Source organism: Alcanivorax xiamenensis, assembly GCF_009846745.1.
In the GTDB taxonomy this organism is placed as follows: domain Bacteria; phylum Pseudomonadota; class Gammaproteobacteria; order Pseudomonadales; family Alcanivoracaceae; genus Alloalcanivorax; species Alloalcanivorax xiamenensis.
The window spans coordinates 1-19,540 of sequence record NZ_AQPF01000058.1; the positions used below are offsets into that span (position 1 = coordinate 1).

At 62.0% G+C, this 19,540-nt stretch carries 22 protein-coding genes; 6 read left to right on the plus strand and 16 right to left on the minus strand.

Going from position 1 to position 19,540, the window contains the following annotated elements; all coding sequences use genetic code 11:
* Positions 1–100: 100 nt before the first annotated feature.
* Positions 101–1,111 carry a hypothetical protein gene (locus tag A6D6_RS19460; protein ID WP_159661634.1) on the minus strand — a complete coding sequence of 337 codons (1,011 nt, stop codon included), beginning with the start codon at positions 1,109–1,111 and terminating at the stop codon, positions 101–103.
* 236 nt (positions 1,112–1,347) lie between these two features.
* Here A6D6_RS19460 and A6D6_RS19465 point away from each other — a divergent pair, with 236 nt between their 5' ends.
* On the plus strand, positions 1,348–2,022 hold the full coding sequence (locus tag A6D6_RS19465) for an OmpW/AlkL family protein (RefSeq protein WP_014993480.1): 675 nt from the start codon (positions 1,348–1,350) through the stop codon (positions 2,020–2,022).
* 45 nt (positions 2,023–2,067) lie between these two features.
* Here A6D6_RS19465 and glpE read toward each other — a convergent pair whose 3' ends face one another.
* The 4 genes from glpE to A6D6_RS19485 form a co-directional block, all read right to left on the minus strand.
* Positions 2,068–2,385, minus strand: coding sequence for a thiosulfate sulfurtransferase GlpE (gene glpE / locus A6D6_RS19470; RefSeq protein ID WP_133490311.1), 318 nt, complete (start codon positions 2,383–2,385; stop codon positions 2,068–2,070).
* Between the two features lie 64 nt (positions 2,386–2,449).
* Positions 2,450–3,682: an ATP-dependent RNA helicase RhlB gene (rhlB, locus tag A6D6_RS19475; RefSeq protein WP_159661635.1), complete on the minus strand. Its 1,233-nt coding sequence runs from the start codon at positions 3,680–3,682 to the stop codon at positions 2,450–2,452.
* A gap of 135 nt (positions 3,683–3,817) precedes the next feature.
* Entirely contained in the window at positions 3,818–4,399 is a 582-nt protein-coding gene (locus A6D6_RS19480; RefSeq protein ID WP_133490313.1) for a DUF938 domain-containing protein, read from the minus strand.
* Positions 4,400–4,481: 82 nt separating this feature from the next.
* Positions 4,482–5,318, minus strand: coding sequence for an SDR family NAD(P)-dependent oxidoreductase (locus A6D6_RS19485; RefSeq protein ID WP_166642984.1), 837 nt, complete (start codon positions 5,316–5,318; stop codon positions 4,482–4,484).
* 378 nt (positions 5,319–5,696) lie between these two features.
* On the opposite strand from A6D6_RS19485, the gene A6D6_RS19490 reads away from it, so the two are divergent.
* Both A6D6_RS19490 and A6D6_RS19495 read left to right on the plus strand, forming a co-directional pair.
* The gene (locus A6D6_RS19490; protein ID WP_236564179.1) at positions 5,697–6,977 is read left to right on the plus strand and encodes a sialidase family protein; all 1,281 of its coding nucleotides are present in this window, start codon (positions 5,697–5,699) and stop codon (positions 6,975–6,977) included.
* On the plus strand, positions 6,977–7,606 hold the full coding sequence (locus A6D6_RS19495; RefSeq protein WP_133490315.1) for a hypothetical protein: 630 nt from the start codon (positions 6,977–6,979) through the stop codon (positions 7,604–7,606). The genes A6D6_RS19490 and A6D6_RS19495 overlap by 1 nt, the downstream gene beginning before the upstream one ends.
* 174 nt (positions 7,607–7,780) lie before the next feature.
* On the opposite strand, the gene A6D6_RS19500 is transcribed toward A6D6_RS19495, so the two are convergent.
* On the minus strand, positions 7,781–9,307 hold the full coding sequence (locus A6D6_RS19500) for a sodium:solute symporter family protein (RefSeq protein WP_133490316.1): 1,527 nt from the start codon (positions 9,305–9,307) through the stop codon (positions 7,781–7,783).
* Between the two features lie 15 nt (positions 9,308–9,322).
* Complete coding sequence (locus A6D6_RS22105; protein ID WP_304503117.1) at positions 9,323–9,898, minus strand: cold-shock protein; 576 nt, start codon at positions 9,896–9,898, stop codon at positions 9,323–9,325.
* A 279-nt stretch (positions 9,899–10,177) separates the two neighbouring features.
* Here A6D6_RS22105 and A6D6_RS19510 point away from each other — a divergent pair, with 279 nt between their 5' ends.
* Complete coding sequence (locus A6D6_RS19510) at positions 10,178–11,218, plus strand: GNAT family N-acetyltransferase (protein WP_159661636.1); 1,041 nt, start codon at positions 10,178–10,180, stop codon at positions 11,216–11,218.
* Positions 11,219–11,369: 151 nt separating this feature from the next.
* Here A6D6_RS19510 and A6D6_RS19515 read toward each other — a convergent pair whose 3' ends face one another.
* The 8 genes from A6D6_RS19515 to A6D6_RS19545 all read right to left on the minus strand — a co-directional run bounded on the left by A6D6_RS19515 (position 11,370) and on the right by A6D6_RS19545 (position 17,872).
* Positions 11,370–11,735: a hypothetical protein gene (locus A6D6_RS19515; RefSeq protein WP_133490318.1), complete on the minus strand. Its 366-nt coding sequence runs from the start codon at positions 11,733–11,735 to the stop codon at positions 11,370–11,372.
* A 33-nt stretch (positions 11,736–11,768) separates the two neighbouring features.
* Positions 11,769–12,104: a tellurite resistance TerB family protein gene (locus A6D6_RS22000; protein ID WP_236564180.1), complete on the minus strand. Its 336-nt coding sequence runs from the start codon at positions 12,102–12,104 to the stop codon at positions 11,769–11,771.
* Complete coding sequence (locus tag A6D6_RS19520; RefSeq protein ID WP_236564181.1) at positions 12,083–13,519, minus strand: M48 family metalloprotease; 1,437 nt, start codon at positions 13,517–13,519, stop codon at positions 12,083–12,085. Before A6D6_RS19520 ends, A6D6_RS22000 begins: the two co-directional genes overlap by 22 nt.
* 13 nt (positions 13,520–13,532) lie before the next feature.
* Complete coding sequence (locus tag A6D6_RS19525) at positions 13,533–14,120, minus strand: LemA family protein (protein WP_159661637.1); 588 nt, start codon at positions 14,118–14,120, stop codon at positions 13,533–13,535.
* Positions 14,121–14,459: 339 nt separating this feature from the next.
* Entirely contained in the window at positions 14,460–15,350 is an 891-nt protein-coding gene (cyoE, locus tag A6D6_RS19530; RefSeq protein ID WP_133490321.1) for a heme o synthase, read from the minus strand.
* Between the two features lie 5 nt (positions 15,351–15,355).
* Positions 15,356–16,408 carry a COX15/CtaA family protein gene (locus A6D6_RS19535; protein WP_133490322.1) on the minus strand — a complete coding sequence of 351 codons (1,053 nt, stop codon included), beginning with the start codon at positions 16,406–16,408 and terminating at the stop codon, positions 15,356–15,358.
* 95 nt (positions 16,409–16,503) lie between these two features.
* Positions 16,504–17,118, minus strand: coding sequence for a redox-active disulfide-containing membrane protein (locus A6D6_RS19540; protein WP_159661638.1), 615 nt, complete (start codon positions 17,116–17,118; stop codon positions 16,504–16,506).
* Between the two features lie 4 nt (positions 17,119–17,122).
* The gene (locus tag A6D6_RS19545) at positions 17,123–17,872 is read right to left on the minus strand and encodes an SURF1 family protein (protein WP_159661639.1); all 750 of its coding nucleotides are present in this window, start codon (positions 17,870–17,872) and stop codon (positions 17,123–17,125) included.
* Positions 17,873–17,976: 104 nt separating this feature from the next.
* On the opposite strand from A6D6_RS19545, the gene A6D6_RS19550 reads away from it, so the two are divergent.
* On the plus strand, positions 17,977–18,228 hold the full coding sequence (locus tag A6D6_RS19550; protein WP_133490325.1) for a twin transmembrane helix small protein: 252 nt from the start codon (positions 17,977–17,979) through the stop codon (positions 18,226–18,228).
* A gap of 8 nt (positions 18,229–18,236) precedes the next feature.
* Here A6D6_RS19550 and A6D6_RS19555 read toward each other — a convergent pair whose 3' ends face one another.
* The gene (locus A6D6_RS19555; protein ID WP_133490326.1) at positions 18,237–18,641 is read right to left on the minus strand and encodes a hypothetical protein; all 405 of its coding nucleotides are present in this window, start codon (positions 18,639–18,641) and stop codon (positions 18,237–18,239) included.
* 129 nt (positions 18,642–18,770) lie between these two features.
* On the opposite strand from A6D6_RS19555, the gene A6D6_RS19560 reads away from it, so the two are divergent.
* Positions 18,771–19,463, plus strand: a complete 693-nt coding sequence (locus tag A6D6_RS19560; RefSeq protein ID WP_133490327.1) for a pseudouridine synthase — start codon at positions 18,771–18,773, stop codon at positions 19,461–19,463.
* Positions 19,464–19,540 lie beyond the last annotated feature (77 nt).

Here is a 19,540-nt window from a genome sequence, read left to right on the forward strand (position 1 = left end):
AGCGCCGTGGCCCGCTAAACCGCGATGAACCGTAAAAAAGCGTTTTTAGTGCTTGCCAGGGCGTTGTGTCTGGTTTTGCATTATCGGCGTCCGGCCTCACTCAATCCTTCAACACCTGCCCCAGCACCGACAAGCACGCTTCACTCTGATAGAAATCCCCCAGCGCCAGTTCCGCCCAGGCGCTCAATACGCCTTGCTCCTTCAGTACTTCCGCGCCACGCGCCAACGCTGGCGCCAGTGTGTCGCGTCGCGCCGCCGTATCGGTGCGCATGGCCTGGAGCAACGCGGGCAGACTTGATGCCATCAGGGTTTCGACCGCGGCGCGAATGCCTTCCATCACCAGATGCCGGCTGTAGTCCAGCGCGGCGATATGGTCGGATAGCAAGGTGCCCTGGCGCACCAGATCCGGCAGTGACTCATCGGGTACGTCACGCAGTAACGCCGCCGGTGTCATCGGGGCGATCCGTCCATAGGCATCGCGGGCCAGATCGGCGATGCGCTCGTTGCTTAACTCCCGGTTCAACCACTGTTCACCGGTCCTGAGCGTGGCGCGGATGTTCTGTCGCAGGTAGGAACGAATTGGCTCTTCCAATCCGCCCATGGCCCGGCCCACGCTTTTGCGGCCCAGTTTCATCATGCTGCTGACGCCGGGCAGCTTGGCCAGGGCGTTTTCTTCCAACAGAAAGTTCTTGATGCCGGTATAGAGCATTTCACTGACCATCTGACTGATCAGCGGATGATTCAGCACCGCATGAATGGTCCGCTCACGCAGACTTTGCAGTCGCAGCAGTTGTTCCAGCAGTGCCTCGAACCGGGCTTCGTCGAGCAATTCGCCAAAGGTCACCGGATCCTGGCGGGCGTGGTTCAGCAGGGCGTGCGCCACGGATTCGATCACCGGCCGCAGCCCCTCGGCGGTGCTTACATGCGTCAGCCAATCGTCCACCACCTGGCTCAGTACTTCGGCATCCACCAAAGTCCCCAGCGGTTGCTCCGCCAGTATCGCCACGCCCTGATCCAGCAGGTCGTGCCAGTAGTCCTCCGTGCACAGACGCTGGCAGGCGTGCTCAACGTGAGCTTGCTGCAAGGCTTCGGCCAGTTCTTTCCGCTTCATTGTTATCGGTTCCGCTGTGTCCGTTTTACTGAGTGTCCCGTCAGCCGCTGAATCCTTCTGGATCTTGATCCACGACAAGAGACCGCGCCCAACGGCCGGGTGTAATACCACGGAAGCCTGGCGATGCCGAGGGTTTGTGTCCAGGCCCGCGTGGTCGGGACGGCACCATCGTTGGTGTGGAATCGTCGATGTGGAATCGTCGGTGCGGACATGATGAGCCAAGAAGGGAGCTAAACATGCAACTATGGGGACGCGGCGCCTTGGCGCTGGCGCTAATCGGCAGTGTGGGTCTGGCCCAGGGGTATGAGGCCGGAGATATCTTGGTGCGCGCCGGGGCGGCCACGGTGTCGCCCCGCGTGGACAGTGACGCTTTTTCGGTGGCGCCGTTGACTGGCGCCAAGGTGGATGTGAACAACGACACTCAGTTCGGTTTCACCGTGGCCTACATGATCAACTCACGTTTCGGTGTCGAACTGCTGGCGGCCACGCCGTTCAAGCACGACCTCTACGTGGAAGGCGCGGGGCTGGGCCGTACCGATATCGGCGATACCAAGCATCTGCCGCCAACCCTGATGGCGCAGTATTACCTGCCGGAACTGGGGCCGGTGCGTCCCTATGTGGGGCTCGGCGTCAATTACACCTATTTCTTCGACGAGAACATTCACGACGGCGTGGTCAGCCCGCTGATCGGTGGCGCCAACGCCGATGTGTCTCTGTCCAATTCGGTGGGCTGGGCTGCTCAGGTGGGGGTGGATCTGGCCATGGGCGACACCTGGTTCGTCAACCTGTCCGCCTGGCGGGTGGACATCGATACCGAGGCCCGTCTCAAGGTGAATGGTTCCACCGTGGACAAAATCGATGTGGAGCTGGATCCGCTGGTGTGGATGGTCGGTATCGGCCGGGCGTTTTGACCCTCCCTTGTATTGCCGGGGCTGACTGCCCCGGCCCTGCCTTGGTTAACTTTCCTCGACCTGGTCCGGGTAGGCCTGGCGCCAGTGTTCGAAGCCGCCGTCCAGACTCACTGCCCGGGTGAAGCCTTTTTCCGTCAAAAAGTCACAGGCCGATTGGCTGGAGTGACCGTGGTAACAATACACCACCAAGGCCTGGTCACGGGACGTGGTGGCCAGAAAATCGTCCAGACTGTCCTGAGTCAGCGGCACGGCGCCAGGAATACGCGCCATGGCGTGGCTACCCGGGTCCCGCACATCAATGAACAACGCCTCTCCGCTGTCCAGAGTTTCCCGGCCTTGTTCCGGTGAGATTCGCTGGGCCATGACGCCTCCGTCGTTGCGTTGAGTTGCGTTGAATTTCGTTTGCTTTTCCGCTTACCAGGAGCGCTCAGGCCTGGCGCCGGTCTTCCAGTAGTGGCGCTGGCGGATGTTCGCAGGGCAATTTCATGCCGATGGCTTCTTCCAGTTGCGGTAGCAGAAAGGCATCGTCCTCGCAGGCGAAACTGATCGACACACCGCTGGCGCCGGCACGGCCGGTACGGCCGATGCGGTGGACATAGTCCTCGGGATCTTCCGGCAGATTGAAGTTCACTACATGGGAGACGCCGTCAATGTGGATGCCCCGTCCGGCCACGTCGGTGGCGATCAGGACACGGAGATCGCCGGCCCGGAAGCGTTCCAGTGTCTTCAAACGCTGATTCTGCGGCACATCACCGGAAATCATCGAGACCTTGAGCCCCTTCTTCATCAGGCGATCATTGAGCCGCCGGGTAATGTCCCGACGGTTGGCGAACACAATGACCTTTTCCATGTTCTCGCTGATGATCAGGTTGTACAGCAGATTGAATTTGTCTTCGGTGGCGGTGATGTAGACCTTTTGCTCCACGGTTTCCGTGGTCACCTGGGTCGGCTCGATCTCCACCGTTACCGGTTCCTCGGTCCAGCGCTGGGCCAGCGCCATGACGTCCTCATTGAAAGTGGCGGAAAACAACAGGGTCTGGCGGTAGCGGTTCGGCGGCGTCATTCGCACGATGCGTTTGACGTCTGGAATGAAACCCATGTCCAGCATCCGGTCCGCTTCATCCAGTACCAGCGATTCCACCCGGTCCAGCCACAGGTCACGGCGCTTGGCGAAATCCAGCAGGCGGCCGGGCGTGGCCACGAGGATGTCAATCAGGCGGGTTTGCAGGCGTTCCTGTTGCCGGTTGAAGTTCATGCCACCGACCACGCTCATTACCTGCAGATCGGTATGGCGGGCCAGTTGCAGCGCGTCTTTCTCGATCTGCATCGCCAGTTCCCGGGTTGGCGCCACGATCAGGGCGCGCGGTTCTCCGGCGTAGCGGGGCACGGTCAGCGGGTGCCGCAACAAGTCGTTGATCACGGTGATCAGAAACGCGGCGGTCTTGCCGGTGCCGGTCTGGGCCCGCCCGATGGCGTCCGCGCCGGCCAGAGTGTGGCGCAGGACTTCCGCCTGGATAGGCGTGCAATACTGGAAGCCCGCTTCGGCGATGCCGCGCATCAAAGGCAGTTCCAGATCGAAGTCATGGAAGCGGACCTCGCCCTCTTTCTCCGGTACCTGGAACTGGTCCAGATTCCAATCGCTTGTTTTGTCTTGTCGCATCACGTTGCTCGGATAGCTATCGCCGTCGGGTGGAAAGCACGGGCCATCGCGGAAGAAGCGGCCGGATCAGGGAAACATCGGCCTGTGCCCATGCAGTCATTCATAGTAGTGAAAGGGCCCCCCGGGGAACAATCGTCAGTGGAATACCAGCAGGCGATTGTTGGCGGGCATGGCGTGGTCAGCCAATAAAACACGTCCGTGGCGTGCAAACAAGGCCGTCACCCACTCCTGGTCACGAATTCCCATGCTCAGGGCCTGGCTCTTGAGGTGCAGATCGAAGCGGCGATTGCTGTCGCTGGTGTAGTGCCCCTGGTAGTTGAACGGACCGTAGATGTAGACGCGCGCTTGCGGTGTCAGGTGCTGGCAAAGGCGCTGCACACATCTTTCCACCAAAGGCCGGGACAGGATGTGGAAGGTGTTGGCGGTATAGATATGACGGAAGCGCTGTTCCGGCCAGCGGCCTTGTACTCGCAAGATCATGGCCGCTTGCAACGAAGGGGAGGGGTGGGCTTCCAGCCAGCGGTTCAGACCGGTCATGTTCTCCGGTTGTTCACTGGGATGCCAGCGGACGTCCGGAAACCGGGGTGCCATCCAGACGGCGTGCTGGCCGGTGCCGGAGCCGATCTCCAGCAGGTCGCCGTGGTCCAGATAACCGGCCAGCACCTCGGCGATGGGGCCCTTGTTATTCTCGGCGGCTTGGGAAAACGGTCTTTGCATAGGGTGTCCGGTCGTGGTGGGATCGTCCCTGTCTTCGGGCTGCCGCCGCCACGACCGGTGTGGCGGGTAGGGCGAAAAGGCCCTAGCGCCGCATCAGTTTCTGGCCGGCCACCATCAGACGCTGGTAGCTGGTCGGCAGCAGCCGCTGCATACCGTCAATAGCCAGGGCGTCGGAGCCGATCAATACCCGGCGTTTGTTTGCCCGCACGCCCTTGAGGATGGTTGTGGCCGCGTCCTCGGGAGTGGTGCGGAACAGTTTCTCGAAATCCCGGCGGGCCTTGTCGGCATCGGTGCCGGTGATCTTTTCCATGCCGCTGCCCATGCGGGCGTTGCGGGCGATATTGGTCTTGATGCCGCCCGGATGCACGGTGGTGCAGGAGACCCCGCCATTCTCGATTTCAAGCTCCTGGCGCAGGGACTCGGTGAAGCCCCGAACCGCGAACTTGGCGGCGTTGTAGGCGGACTGGGTCGGTACACTGATCAAGCCGAAAACGCTGGAAACGTTGACGATATGCCCTTCCCCAGCGGCCTTCATGTGCGGCAGGAAGGCCTTGGTGCCATACACCACGCCCCAGAAATTGATGCCCATGAGCCATTCGAAGTCCTCATAGCTCATTTCATCCACGGACGCGCCCAGAGCGACGCCTGCATTATTGATGACCAGATGAACGGCGTCAAAGTGGGCCATCACGTCGTCGGCAAAGGCATAGACCGCGCCCCGGTCGGCGACGTCGAACACTTTGGAGATGACGCGCTCCGAATCCAGATCAAGCGCTTCGACGGTCTCCCTCAGGCCCGCCTCGTTGACGTCGGAGAGCGCCAGTTTGGCGCCCTGGGCGGCCAGTTGCCCGGCCAATGCGCGGCCGATGCCGGAGCCGGCGCCGGTGATTACCGCGACCTTGTCCTTGAAACTTTTCATGTTGGAAATCCCCATGACTATGTGGAGCGGAGTGTACCGGCATCGACCATGCAGAACGGGCCAATTGCCGGCGAGGGACTGGCTGTGACGCCGCTGGTGGCGGGCCCTGATGTCGATTGGTGGGAGTCGGGCTGGGGCTGATTCCGCGGCCGAATATGACAGGTGGATTCTGGAATTGTTACGCTTTTGTCAAAGTGCCGCCACGGTCGACGTTTTTCGGCGGAATTTCCGCTATTACTGCGGCGCAATGTTAAAAGTGGCGGTCCAGGTGCAAGTAAATGGATATTGGGCGTCGCATTTGGGGCGAAGAACGCTAGAGGATAAATTGTAACCAGTGTTAACCTTCGCGTTTCGTACGAATAAAAGAAGCCGATCCGCATGGCCTTGAGAAGATGGATGCATTGGGGGATGGGCGCCCTGCTGGTGGTAGCGTATCTGATGGGCTTGCCCGGGCATGCGCTGCATTCCGACCCGCCTTTTATAGCCGAACACGTTCCCGCTCACGATGTGATCGATGGGCAGTGGCAGATGCGTTTCGCCTCGGATGCGGAAACCGCGCTGGTCCACGCCGCTTCCATGGTGGAGCTGCCGGATGGCCGCCTGCGAGCTTTCTGGTTCGCCGGTAGCCGGGAGGGCGCCCAGGATGTGGGTATTCACTCCTCGGTGTTCGATCCCGCTGCCGGTGCCTGGAGTGAAGAAACCACCGTGGTTAGCCGGGATCAGATCAGCCGGGGTTGGGGCCGCCATGTCCGCAAGCTGGGTAACGCCGTGCCGGTTCTCGACGATAACGGCCGTATGCGGCTGTTCGTGGTGGCGGTGAGCTTTGGCGGCTGGGCCGCCAGCCGGATGGTGGTGCTGGAATCCTGGGACCAGGGGGCATCCTGGCGATTCGACCGGGCCCTGACCACCTCGCCATTCCTGAACATCAGCACGCTGGTGAAGACGCCGCCCTTGCGGTTCGCCGATGGTTCGGTGGGATTACCGGTCTACCATGAGATGATCGGCAAGTTCGGCGAGATGCTGCGTCTGGACGAAGACAACCGGATTCTGGACAAATCCCGTATCGGCCATGGCCGCAAGGCGATTCAGCCGCTGGTCCTGGTGGACAGCCCGCACCGGGCCACGGCGTTTCTCCGCAATGAGAGCGACGATCACCCGGGCATGCTCTACCGCAGTGATACCTACGACGGCGGTGCCGAATGGACACCGCTGGTCTCCTCCGGACTGCCCAATCCCAGCGCCGCTGTTGGCGGTGTGGCATTGAGCGAGGGGCATTGGTTGTTGGTGGCCAACTGTAATTCGGTGGAACGGGATGATCTGTGCATGCGTGAAACCCGCGACAGCGGCCGTACCTGGACCGACCGCATCTATTTCCACAACCGTACTTCCTGGCGTGGCGGGGACCTGGAAGAAAACCGTTTCCTCAACATGATCGGCGAGGAATTGGAAGGCACTTTCGGCGTTATCCGCAATCAGCCTTACCTGCGGCGGGTGGAACACAACAAGTGCTTCCCGCGCGGTTGTGAATTCCAATACGACTATCCCTACGTCATTCAAGCCAGCAATGGTGATCTCCATGTGCTTTATACCTGGAATAAATCCGCCATCCGCCATGCCTGGTTGCCGGCCAGACAGCCGGGTCAAGGGGGGAGAGGGTGATGCTGGTGTCCGTAGTGGTTTGTGCTTGTATTCTGGTGGCGGTGTCGCTGCGCCTGTCCAGCCACTGGCCGGTGCGCCGCCGCGCTCTGGTGGCGGCCGTGGTGCTGGTGCTGTCGCTGCTGCCGTTTCCCTATGGTCTGGCGCCCTGGGTGCTCAGTTATCTGGGAGACTTCAGTCTGACCTCTGGTATGTTGGCGTTACTGGCTGTTCTGCATCGCCTGCGCGGCCATCAGTTCCTTTCCATGGGGCAGACCCGCATGGCCTGCCTTTTGTTGGTCTTTCTGGCCTTGTGGTTCTATCCGATGAGCCTGGGCTCCAGCTACGAGGATCCTTACGCCTGGGGGTTCGGTGATCTGATCTTCAGCTGCATGCTGCTGCTGGTGGGCGTGGTGGCCTGGCTCAGTCGTGCCTATGCCAGTTGCATCATTCTGGTGGTGGCGCAGCTCGCCTATGCCTGGCGGCTGCTGCCGTCCGATAATCTCTGGGACTATCTGATCGATCCCTGGCTGGTGTTCTGGGCCAGCGGCTGGCTGATCCGTGATCGTCTGCTGGCGCGCCGGGCCCGTCAGCGTCTGGCGGTGAACCCGCCGGAGGCGGCCTCGCCCGAGCCGATCCGCACCGAACCCTGACGCCACAGCCGTGGCCAGTCTATTGGTCCTGGAGGCATGAACTCGCGCTGTATTCGCTGGCAAGCCAGCTTCCCACGGAAGGGAACGACGAAGCCGCCGTGGGAAGCTGGCTTGCCAGCGAATCGGCGCATTGCGTATAAGCGGATCGTTACATGACCGCGGGACAACAATAGCTTACGAGCGGGCCCACAGCCGGCCACTGCAATAAGCCACCCCATAACCCACCAGAAACATCAGGACATTGCCGATCAGGCCGGTGTAGTACAAATCAAAGGGCGCGCGCAGCGCCTCCGGCCACCAGCTTTGCTCCGACAGCAGCGTCCAGCCAGTGAAGATCAGGGTGCAGATCAGACCGCACCAGGCCGAGAAGGTGTTCCCGGTGCGCGTAAAGAATCCCAGCAGGTACAGCCCGAGCATGCCGCCGCCCAGCAGCGAGACCAGGATGGTGGAGGTGTCCTGCAGGGTGCGGGTGCTGGCGCCGTTGAGCCAGAGAGCTCCAACAATCATCAGGATCATGGTCAGTGCCGCGGCTCCGCGTGCCACCGCCAGATAGTGGCGATCCTCCTGATTCGGCCGCCAGTGGCGACGATAGAGGTCGACAACGGAAACCGTAGCCACGGCGTTGATGCTGGAATCCAGCGAACTCATCGCCGCCGCCAGCGCCGCCGCCACCACCAGCCCGGCGACACCCACCGGCAGATATTCGGTAATGAACCAGGGCACGATGGTTTCCGCTCGTGCCGTGCCGTCCAGTACCGCCTGGGACTGCGGGTCGGGGAAGTGTTGGAAAAACACCCAGAGCCCGGTACCCAGAAGCATATAGAAGGCCCACAGCGGCAGCGCCGTGAACAGATAGACCCACAGCGCGCGGCGGGCTTCGCCAAGGGAGCGGGCGGCGCAGTAGCGTTGCACCGTGTTCTGATTGCTGGCGTATTCAGTGAGCCAGTTGGTGAGGCCGATGAACAGCATCATGGTGGCGGTTTTCTCACTCAGGGACAGTGTCCAGCGCGTGGTTCGCGGACCGTCCTCCCCCCATTCCGCCAGAGCGAACTTGCCAGCCCGGCCGGCTTCGCTGAACAATTGCGTCAATCCGCCGGGCAGGGCGTCCACCACGATCCACAGGCAGAGTATGCCGCCCAGGATCAGCACCACGGTTTGCAGTACATCGGTCCAGATTACCGCGTCGATGCCGCCGACCACGGTGTACAGCCCAACAAACAGGCCGCTGAGCACGATGGCGGTGGCTGGCGGGATCGATACCAACTGCTGGATCAGGAGCGCCAACAGCCACAGGATCATCGACACCCGTACCAGCTGGGCGATGATGAACGCCGCCGCACCGTACACCCGCAGGCTCGGTCCGAAGCGCTGTTCCAGATATTCATAGGCGCTGGTCAGATTGCCACGGCGGAAAAACGGCAGGAAGAACCAGGCCGCCATGGCGATGGCGAAAGGCAGCGCCAGATTGGGCAGATAGCGCAGCCAGCCGGTTTTGAAGGCGTCGGCGGGGTAGGCGAGGAAGGTCACCGAACTGATCGAGGTGCCCACCAGCGAGAGACCGATGACCCAGCCGCGAAACCGGCGCCCGCCAACGAAGTACTCTTCGGTGCTGGTATTGCGTCGCGAGCAATACAGCGCGATGACCAGTACCACCAGCAGGTACAGGGCCATCACGGCCCAATCGGCGAAAGCCAGGTTCATGGTCGGGCGGTCCGGTTATTGTTCGATGTACACCCGATCGGCCTGTTCGCCCCGATCGGATTGCCGTGTGGTGAAGCGCACCCGGGTTCCGGTACGCAGGCTGCGGCGTCCGCCGTTCTGTACCGCCTTGAAGTGGACGAAAATTTCTTCCTCGCCGTCGGTGAGGATGAAGCCGAAGCCTTTGTTGGGATTGAACCACTTCACCTCGCCATGGCGCATGGTGCCGCCGCCGAGTCGGAGTTTTTGCCAGGGCAGCAACGGCAGCAGGTAAATCAGCACCGGAATCCACAGCCAGGCGGCGACACCGAAGGCCATCTGACCATGGGCCAGCACCAGCCCCGCCAGGTGGAAAAATACCGCCAGATGCAGTGGCAGGCGGCCGGGCCCGCCAAGAGGACACACCAGGTTCACCGCGGCGGCCAGCAGCAGCCCCAGGCCAGCCTGCCGGGATAATACCGGTGACACCAAAAGATCGGTGTCATGCACCGAGAGAATCAGGGATTGCGGCGCGAAAATAAGCCAGACGCCGCACAGGGCCAGTAAAAGGGCTGCCAGCATATAAAAGGCGGCCAAAGGTTTGGAAACTTTCATGGAATGGAGGTTACCTTATGCTCATTGGGCTCGGGACCCTCCCCGAAAAGCGGGGAGGAACGTCACGCCGGCACTACCGGCGGGCGGCCAGGGCCGATGGTTGTTTCCGCGCTTCCTCTTGTGGGGGAGCGTCGCCTCCGTGGGCAAAGAGGGGATAAAGGGTGAACCCCGGAGCAGATCGGCCTGCGTTATCATTATGATCGCCGCCGGAGCATTGTAACCAAGGCGGCGGATAATCTCACACCCGCCAGGGCCGAATTGGGCAGCAGAGGGGTTACTTTGCGGTATCCGTTCTTATCCGACAGTTTCTTTCAGGCATTGGCGCGCAGTGGCGCCACCGGTGAAGACGCCGGCTGGCTGCCTCGCCATGTGCAACTCGATGACGGTTTTATGCCGCTGTTCGAGCGCGGCGATTCCCGTGGTGAATATGTATTCGATTACGCCTGGGCGGACGCCTATGAGCGTTACGGTTACCGCTATTACCCGAAGCTGGTCAGTGCCATTCCCTATACCCCGGTGGTGGGGCCCCGTTGGCGAGGCGACATTGATGCCGCCCGATTATGGCCGGTGGTGCGCGAGCGGGTGGAGGAAACCGGCGCTTCCGGCTGGCATGTCCTGTTTCCGGACCAGGCCGGCCGCGCGGCGTTGGCGGAGCTGCCACTGATCGAACGGCAGGCCTGTCATTTCCGCTGGTTCAACCATGGTTACGCCGACTTTGGCGATTTCCTGGCGCGCTTCCAGTCACGCAAACGCAAGAACCTGAGACGCGAACGAGAGAAAGTCACGGCGCAGGAGATTCAGGTGGAACGCCGGCTGGGATCGACACTGAGCGCGGCGGAGTGGGCGCACTTTTACCAGTGTTACGCCAGCACCTATCTGAAACGGGGGCAGTGGCCCTACCTTACCGAATCCTTCTTCACCGATTTGGCCGCCGCCCAGGGAGATCAGATCATGGTGGCGCTGGCCCGCCATCGGGATAACACCGTGGCCGCCGCCTTGTACCTGTTCGATGATCAGGCCCTGTATGGGCGTTATTGGGGCTGCTTGCGTGAATTCGATGCTCTGCACTTCGAACTTTGCTACTACCAGGGCATTGAATTCGCCATCGAGCAGGGGCTGGCGGAGTTTGATCCCGGTGTGCAGGGCGAGCACAAACTGCTGCGCGGATTTGAGCCGGTCATAACTTATTCCCTGCACTGGCTGGCGCAACCGGAGTTTCAGCGGGCGGTGGCGGACTTTTGCCGGCGTGAAGCCGAGCATGTGCGCGGTTACCGTGATGAGGCGCTGACATTGCTGCCGTTCAGGTCGGACCTTTCATGAATTCAGAGGTCACTACGACGCCGCTGTGGGAAGCTTGCTCGCAAGCGAATGTGTCAATGCCAGAGACCGGTAATTCGCCAGCAAGCTGGTCTCCCACAGCGGCGTCGTGGACCGGTCCGTGGGAAGCTGCCATGGCGGTGAATACGGGCTGTCAGCTTTCCAAATCCCCTTGCTGCTGCATCAGCAAGGCCATGGTGATGCGATCACGGGGATCCGCCTCCGGGTGCTCCGGGTGTTTGGGGCCCAGCTCGTCGCTGACGTCCTCCAGGCTGCTGTTATCCGGCTCGTCCAGATCCACCAGGAATTCCAGGGCGCGACCCTGAGGGTCCACCAGGGTGCCAGTGTAGGTACGCTGATCGAGCGGGCCGAGGCTGGCGAATAAAGTGCGGCCCAGGTCCAGCCCCTGGTCCGTGAACCATTGATTCAAGGCCGGGTCCAGCAGGTCCTGGCGGACTTCACGAGTGGTTTGATTAACCGCGTCACGGGTGATGCGGTGGCTTATTTTTTCCAAGTGCATTGTTTTTCCCTTGGCATCCGCATTGGCGGAAAGTCAGCGGGTCCGACGAAACAAAGGTGGCATCGGGCTGTCGAGGAGGGCGCAGAGGGCCCGTAACAGTTCGGTTTCCGCCACCTGAATCCGGCCGTCGGCGAGTATCAGGTCGGCGGCGGTGTCGATCACCGCTGATTTGAGCGGTGGTGTCAGCCGATTCAGCCGTGCGACGGCATTATTCATTCGCTCCGGTGTGCAGCGGTCGGGGGGCAGTAACTGACGGCCCGCCGGCAACAGTCCCCGGGTGGATTGTTGAAACAGCGTCACGGCGGTATGGCGGGCGCTGTCGGCGGCCCAGGCCAGGGCGGAAAAGATTACCTGAAGATCCGTCGCCACCGCCCCGAAGCGATGCAGGGCCGGTTCTGGCAAGCGTTTGGCGGGCAGTAAACGGGTTCGGGCCAGCGCGCACAGTGCCCAACAGAGCAGATCCCGGTTACCCCTGTGGCGGGCGATGCCCAGTAGTTGATCAACGATGGCCTGCCGCCGTGCCAACGGCTGGGCAGTGCCAGATCCAGCAACGGCAGCCGCAGGCGGGTACCAAGCTGCCGCACCTGCTGGATCCACTCGCCGCGTTTGCCGCCGGCCAGCGCCGGCGGTACCGGGCGGGAACCCAGCGCCAGGGCGTACAAAATGGTTTCGGCGCCTTCGTTGCCGGCCAGGACTTGCCGCAGAGAAGCCGGGATGCTGGCCACCAGAGAACGGGCGTAACCCAGGTTGGCGTCGTCAAGAAAGCCAATATGCCGGGACGCGCGGTGATCGCGGCGGGCCCGCGCCCGGGCACGCGCGTTCCAATCCGGGCCAAGCGCCCGCAGGCGTTGTTCCAGTGGCGGGTGTGAGGAGAGCAGGGCGCGCAGATGAACGGACACGGTTTCGGCGAACCCCATGTGACTGATGTCCTCGGCGTACATGGAATGCAGCAGCGAGCCGCCACCGTTGCGTATTTTGATCAGCGCGCCGGCCAGACCTTCGCTTTGCCGGGTGAACTGGACCGCGCAGGCGTCCGCCAGATGTTCGCGCTGCCGGGAGATGGCGGCCTTGATCAGACGGCCGAAGAACAGCCCGGCATAACCCACCGTCATCATCAGGATGCCGCCGGTAAAAAACAGCGGTTGATAACGATGTCGCCGGGATATTGGCTGTAACAGGAATTCTCCCGCTTTCCCCACCGCCAGAATGCCGGAGAGCGCGGTCATCAATTGCAGGTTGAGGCGCATGTCGCCATTGAGGATGTGGCTGAATTCGTGGGCCACCACGCCTTGCAGTTCCTCGCGGTTCAATTGCTCGAGGGCACCGCGGGTGACCACCAGCACGGCCCGGTCCGGACGGGAGCCGGCGACAAAGGCATTGATGCCGGCTTCGTGGTCCAGCACGAACAGGCGCGGCACCGGTAGACCGCTGGCGATGGCCATCTCCTCGGTCACATTGCGCAGCCGGTGCAGTGGTTGCTCGCCGGCGTCGGCACCGACTTCCCGTGCCGACAATAAAGCGGTGAGTGCGGTGGCGCCGCCGCGCAATTGCCAGGCCTTGCGCAACGAGCCGCAAGCCATGATCGACAGTGTCGACAGACTGACCCACCAGAACAGACCGCTGCCGAGCCAGGGGGCGGGAGCCAGGCCGGGCAGCAGCAAGCGTGCGAGTACCACGGTCACCAGGTTAACCGCCGCGGTCACGCCGGCGAGGGCCAGGAGAAAGTACAGTGCCAGCAGCAGAGTGCGGCGCCGGGCCTGGGTCTGATGCTGGAAGAAGTCCATCGTCGCCGTGGCCTCAGAACCTTACCGCGACGGCTTGCCGCGCCGCCGCGGTTTCCAGTGACAGGAGATCGGCGGCGCGGAACGGTCCGAACAGGCCGCCGATCATATTGTTGGGGAACTGTTCTCGGTAGGTGTTGTAGCCCATCACGGCGTCGTTGAAGGCCTGACGGGCGAAACCAATGCGATTTTCGGTGCTGGTGAGAGCCTCCATCAGATCGGACACGGTGGTGTCCGCCTGCAGTTCCGGGTGGCTCTCGGCCACGGCGCGGAACTGGGCGAGACTGCCGGAAAGCAGGTTCTCGGCTTGGGACAGGCGTGTCATGGCGCCGCTCTCGCCGGGGTGGCGGGCCGCGTCATTGCGGGCTTTGGCGGCATCCCGGCGGGCCTCGGTGACCCGGGTCAGAGTGTCTTGTTCATGGCGCAGGTAAGCGCGGGTGGCGCTCACCAGATTGGGAATCAGGTCGTGGCGGCGTTGCAGCTGCACATCGATCTGGGCGAACGCATTACGGTACTGATTACGCAGGCGGATCAACCGGTTATAGACGGCGATCAGATACAACAGCAGCGCGGCGATAACGCCGGCGAATAGCCACTCCCCCATACTATCCCCCCAGAATGATAGTAACGTGGTTCCCCGGATTGTCGTTCCTCGCGGGCGGCGGCTGTCGGGAACGCACGGGGCCGGCCACGGGACCTCATATTATTGGGGAATGCCGACCTCGCATCCCGCGGACCTGCATTCCCATCGGTTAAGTTACTGTAATGCCGCGCTACAACCAAGTAGGCCGACGGGCCGGCGTGATCGAATTAACACTTGGTACATGGCCGAAGCCATTGCTGTGGGAAGCGGCCTTGGCCGCGAATGCCCCGGGCCGTTGGCCATTCGCTTGCAAGCAAGCTTCCCACAGCGGCTCGTGGTCCGGTCTGTGGGAAGCGTCTTTCAGACGATGAAGGGATAAAGCGGAATGTAGTGGTCCACCAGCAGCGCGGTGAACAACACGAACAGGTAGGTGATGGAGTAACCAAAGGTCTTCATCGGCAGTTTGGGGTCTTCCGAGAAGCGCAGGCGCACCGCGTGCGCCAGGAAGATGGCGCCGAGGATGACCGCTGCGAGCAGATAGATCAGCCCGCTCATGCCGGTGAGGTACGGCAACAGCGAGCACACGAACAGCAGGATGGTGTAATAGAGCACCGATTCACGGGTGAAGGGGATGCCGTGGGTCACTGGTAGCATCGGGATATCGGCCTTGGCGTATTCATCGGCCCGATGGATCGCCAGCGCCCAGAAGTGCGGCGGTGTCCACACGAAGATGATCAATACCAGCAGCCAGGCATGGGGGTGCAGTTCGTTGGTCACCGCCACCCAGCCCAGCAGCGGCGGGATGGCGCCGGCGACGCCGCCGATAACGATGTTCTGTGGTGTGGCGCGCTTCAGATACAGGGTATAGACAAAAGCGTAGCCGACAAAGCCGAACAGGGTCAGCCAGGCGGTCATCGGATTGACCAGGAAGTACAGCATGGCCATGGACAGCATCGCCAGCGCCACGGCGAACGCCACCGCCGCTCGTGGTGACAGCTTGCCCGCCACCAGTGGCCGCTGCTCGGTGCGTTTCATGATCGCATCGATCTTCTGGTCCATGATCTGATTGATGGCGGCGGAGGCCATCATCGCCAGAGACAGCCCGACGAACGCCGGGATCAAGATGTGCGGTGGAACCATGCCCGGCGGATCCGTGGCCAGAAACATGCCGGCCACCGCGGTCACCATCAACAGCATGACCACGCCGGGCTTGGTCAGGGCCAGATAGTCTCGCCAGGTGGTGGTGCTCATGAACGCTATTCCCCGTTGAGGCCCGGTCGGGCACTGGTGCATTTGACGTTGATGGCGCGTATGAACAGGACCAGGGTGATCAGCAGGACCACCGCGCCGAAGTTATGCGCCACGGCTATCTTCAGTGGCACGGAAAATACCACATTACCGATGCCAAGACCCACTTGCACCAGCAGTAACAGCAGGATCACACCGGCGAAGTTGCGGAAAAAAGTGCTGTGAGCACGGCGCAGGATGCGGACCACCAGGGTCAGCACCAGCAGTGAGGCCAACAAGGCGCCGAAGCGGTGCATCACATGGATGGTGGTGCGGGCGTCGTTTTCCAGCACGCCGAATTCATAGTCGGGCAGATCGTGTTCGTGCCCCCAGAAAATGAAGGCATCGGCGAAATTGAGATGCTCGGTCCAGCCGGATTCACACACCGGCAGTTCGGTACAGACCACTGCCGCGTAATTGGCGGTGGTCCAGCCGCCCAGGGCAATCTGCAGAATCACCGCCGCCAGGGTCAGGCCCGCCAGCGGTTTGAGGGTGCGGACATCGCAGTCGTTGAGAAATTCCGGCCAGCGGTAGAGACGGGCGGCCAACAGCGACAGCAAGGTCAGGGTAGTGAAACCGCCGAGCAGATGCAGCATGACGATGGTGGGCTGCAGCCCCATGGTCACCGTCCACATGCCAAGCAGCCCCTGGAAGATCACCAGGGCCACCAGAAACAGCGGTAGCTTCAGCGGTTGTTTGGCGCGCTTGCGATTGATCCAGCTGAGCGCGGCGATGATCAGGATGATCAGGCCCAGCACGGAAGCAAAGTAGCGGTGGACCATCTCGGGGATGGTTTTGTGCGCCTCGCGCAACGCGCCGGGATCGGTGGAATTGATATCGGCCACGTGCGCCACGGCCTTGCGTACATCCAGATGGCCGTAACAGCCGGGCCAGTCAGGACAGCCCAGACCGGCGTCGCTGAGGCGGGTCCAGGCGCCCAGTGCAATTACGCCGGCGGCGAGGAAAATGGCTACAACCGTCACGCGACGCAGCCAGATTTGGGAAGACGTCAGGGTTTGCATGATTTCGGGACCTGCTGGTGTTCATCCGATCTACGCGCGGGTTGGCCGCGCGGGATAAAAGCACGGGCTATCCAAACAGTGGCGCCGGGTAGGCGCTAACCGATCAGGGAGCCCTTGAGTGTCCGTTTCAAATCCAGGCGGATGTTCTCCGCCTCTTCCAGAGTGGCGTCCATGTCCTCGTGGGTGGGGTAACGCATGAAAATCTGGCCGTCGGGACTGACCAGATAAATATCCCCCTCCGGTGAAGACTGACTCTCGCCGTAAGCGGCTTCGAGCGTGGCTTTCAGAGTCTTCAGGTCACCCCGGACCTCCTCCATGCCGGCGACATTGTCGTCCAGGAAAGCGCGGAAGTCCGCATCCGGCTGCCGGGTGAGTACCACCACCCGGTGTACGCGCTGCGCATCCTCGGTGAGTGCCAGGCGAACCTGGCGCATCTGATAGTAGAGGCCGTTCTTGCAGCGGCTGTCACAGCCGTCGCCGGCGATGTACATCATGGTCCAATGACCGCTCATGTCATCGGCCCGGTAGGGATCGTCGGTGCTTTCCATCAGGCCCAGATCCGACACCGGAATATGGGGGATCAGCAGTTGGCCTTTGTTCTGGCGCGGCAGTTCCCAGGGGTCCACCAGGTAACGACCGGCCAGGAAAAACAGCACGAAGGGGCTGAGGATGGCCAGCAGAGTGAGTCTGTTTTTGCTGCGAGGGGACATCGGTTTATACGTCCAGTTGATCCTGTCGGCGCGCCTGCCGCCGACTTGCTACCAGAAAGACCACCAGGGCCGCCACGGCCAGTCCCAGCCACTGCAGCGCGTAAGCCTCGTGGCGTTGCGGGCTGAGGGTGGTTTCCGCGTCTTGCCAGGGTTTTGGCAATGGCGGCTGATCGCCCAGGCCTTGATCCGCGGCAAGGCGGATTTCAAAGGGCGCCAATTCTACCCCAAGTCGGGCGCCGATGGCTGCAAAATCCACCTTTTGTACCCGTAAAGGCCATTGATGGTCCGGCAAGGGGGTGTCCTTGAGCACCAGAGTGCGGCCGGAAGGCTCGTAGAGGGTGCCTTTCACGGTGAGTGGACCGGTCACCGGCGCTACCGTGGGCAGCACCGCGCGGTCGTCGCCACGGGGCAGCCAGCCACGATTGATCAGCACCCAGTGGCCATCGTCAGTGCGTAGTGGAGAAAGCAGGTAATAGCCGGCGATACCCTGATTCATGCGGTTGTCCAGCAGCACCGGACGGGCGTTGTCGAGTTCGCCGCTGACGGTGATGGGCAGATGCTGGCGGTCCCGACGCCTCAATGCTCCGGACAATGACAGCGGCGCCCCGGCGGCTTTGTCGGCCTGGTCCGCAAGCCACGCTCTCTTCTCATCCGCGCGCTGCCATTGCCACCAGGACAAGCTCAGGCACACGGCGACCACCACCAGCGTGAGGACGGTGGCGACAGGGGAAAACAGACCGGGTTTTCCAGCCATGGCGGATCTCCGGGTAACGGCGGTCGGCAGCGCGTGCACTTCACCGCCGGAGGGCTACAATGGGCGCACATTGTACATGAACAGCGAGTGTGGAAGGTGCCTGTATGTGGTGGGTGAAACTGATCGTCATCGTGCTGTTGGCCGCGGCCGTGGTCTCCCTGGGTCGAGCGCTGATGTCCCTGGTCCGTAATGAAGGCAAGGACGGCAAAACCATGCGCGCGCTGGCCTGGCGGGTGGGTTTCTCGGCGGCGGTGTTCCTGTTTATTCTGCTGAGCATGATGATGGGCTGGATCCAGCCCCATGACGTCAACCCCACCACCTTGTACGGCGAGCCGGTGCAGCAGCAGGAGCGATAGACACGCTGTCAGAATGGATGGTCGAAATCCAGGTCGTACAGATCCGTCCAGTGATACCGGGGAGCCAGTGTCCCCGAACGCAAGCAAGCGGCGAGGATCTCGAATGCCTGCTGTTCACTATGCAGGGCGCTTTCGGGGAACAGCAGAGCTTCTCCACCGACGGCGTGACTGAGCGTCACCGACCGTCCCGAGGGCGGTGCAAGAAGAGGGACCAGGTAGTCCGGATGCTGGAGGATAAAGATACCGCCGGTCAGCTTGAAGAACAGCAGGCGCTCCGAATCCGAGAGCAGGACGGCCGAGTCTCCGCTGCCGGAGCGCCAGTACGCCGGGGGCTGAGACAGGAACGTGCGCAGGGTCTCCAGATCGGGTAAAGAAACGTCGTTGCCGTTGTGGTCTATGAGTCGGTATGTCATGAGGGAGCGGATGCGGCCTCGGTTGTTGGGTAGCGTCACCAGGCAGCCATGATGGCGCTGGATCGTCCGGAAGGCAAAGAGGCTGCTGGCCTGGCGGGTGATACCTAACGTTGTAAGCAGGAGCGAGCCATGCGCCTGGATCGTTTGCTAAGCCGCTCTCCACTTTACAGTCGCCGGCAAAGCCGGCTGCTGATCAGTGCCGGACGCTTGCGGGTGGACGGTGAGGTGGTGCGGGATACCCGTTGCGAAGTGAGCGCCTTCCAGCGCGTGGAGTTGGACGGCGAGTTGCTGCAAGCGGGGCGCGGTGCCCGTTACTGGATGCTGCACAAGCCGGTCGGCGTGGTCAGCGCCACCCGGCACGATAGCCACCGTACCGTGCTTGATTTGCTCGACGAGGCGGACAAACACGAACTGCATCTGGCCGGGCGGCTGGATCTGAACACCAGTGGCCTTCTGTTGCTCAGTAACGACGGGCAGTGGTCGCGGCGCATTACCCTGCCGGAGCAGCGCAAGCCCAAGGTTTACCGGGTCGATACCGAGCAGCCCATCAGCGAGGACTATGTCGAAGTGTTCGCCCGTGGCCTCTATTTCGCCTATGAAGACCTCACCACCTTGCCGGCCCGGCTCGAACTGATCGGCAGTCACCGTGCCCGGCTGACCCTGTTCGAGGGGCGTTACCATCAGGTCAAACGCATGTTCGGCCACTTCCGCAACCGCGTTGTCGCTCTGCATCGGGAGCAAATGGGGGAGATTCGCCTCGATCCGGACCTGGCGCCGGGCCAATATCGGGCGCTGACGGCAGCGGAGATCGCCAGCGTCTAGCAGGAAACGGTATTACCCCATCAACGTCGCTGTGGGAGCTTCGAACAAAAAAGGTTCCTCGCGGTTTAGCGGGAAGG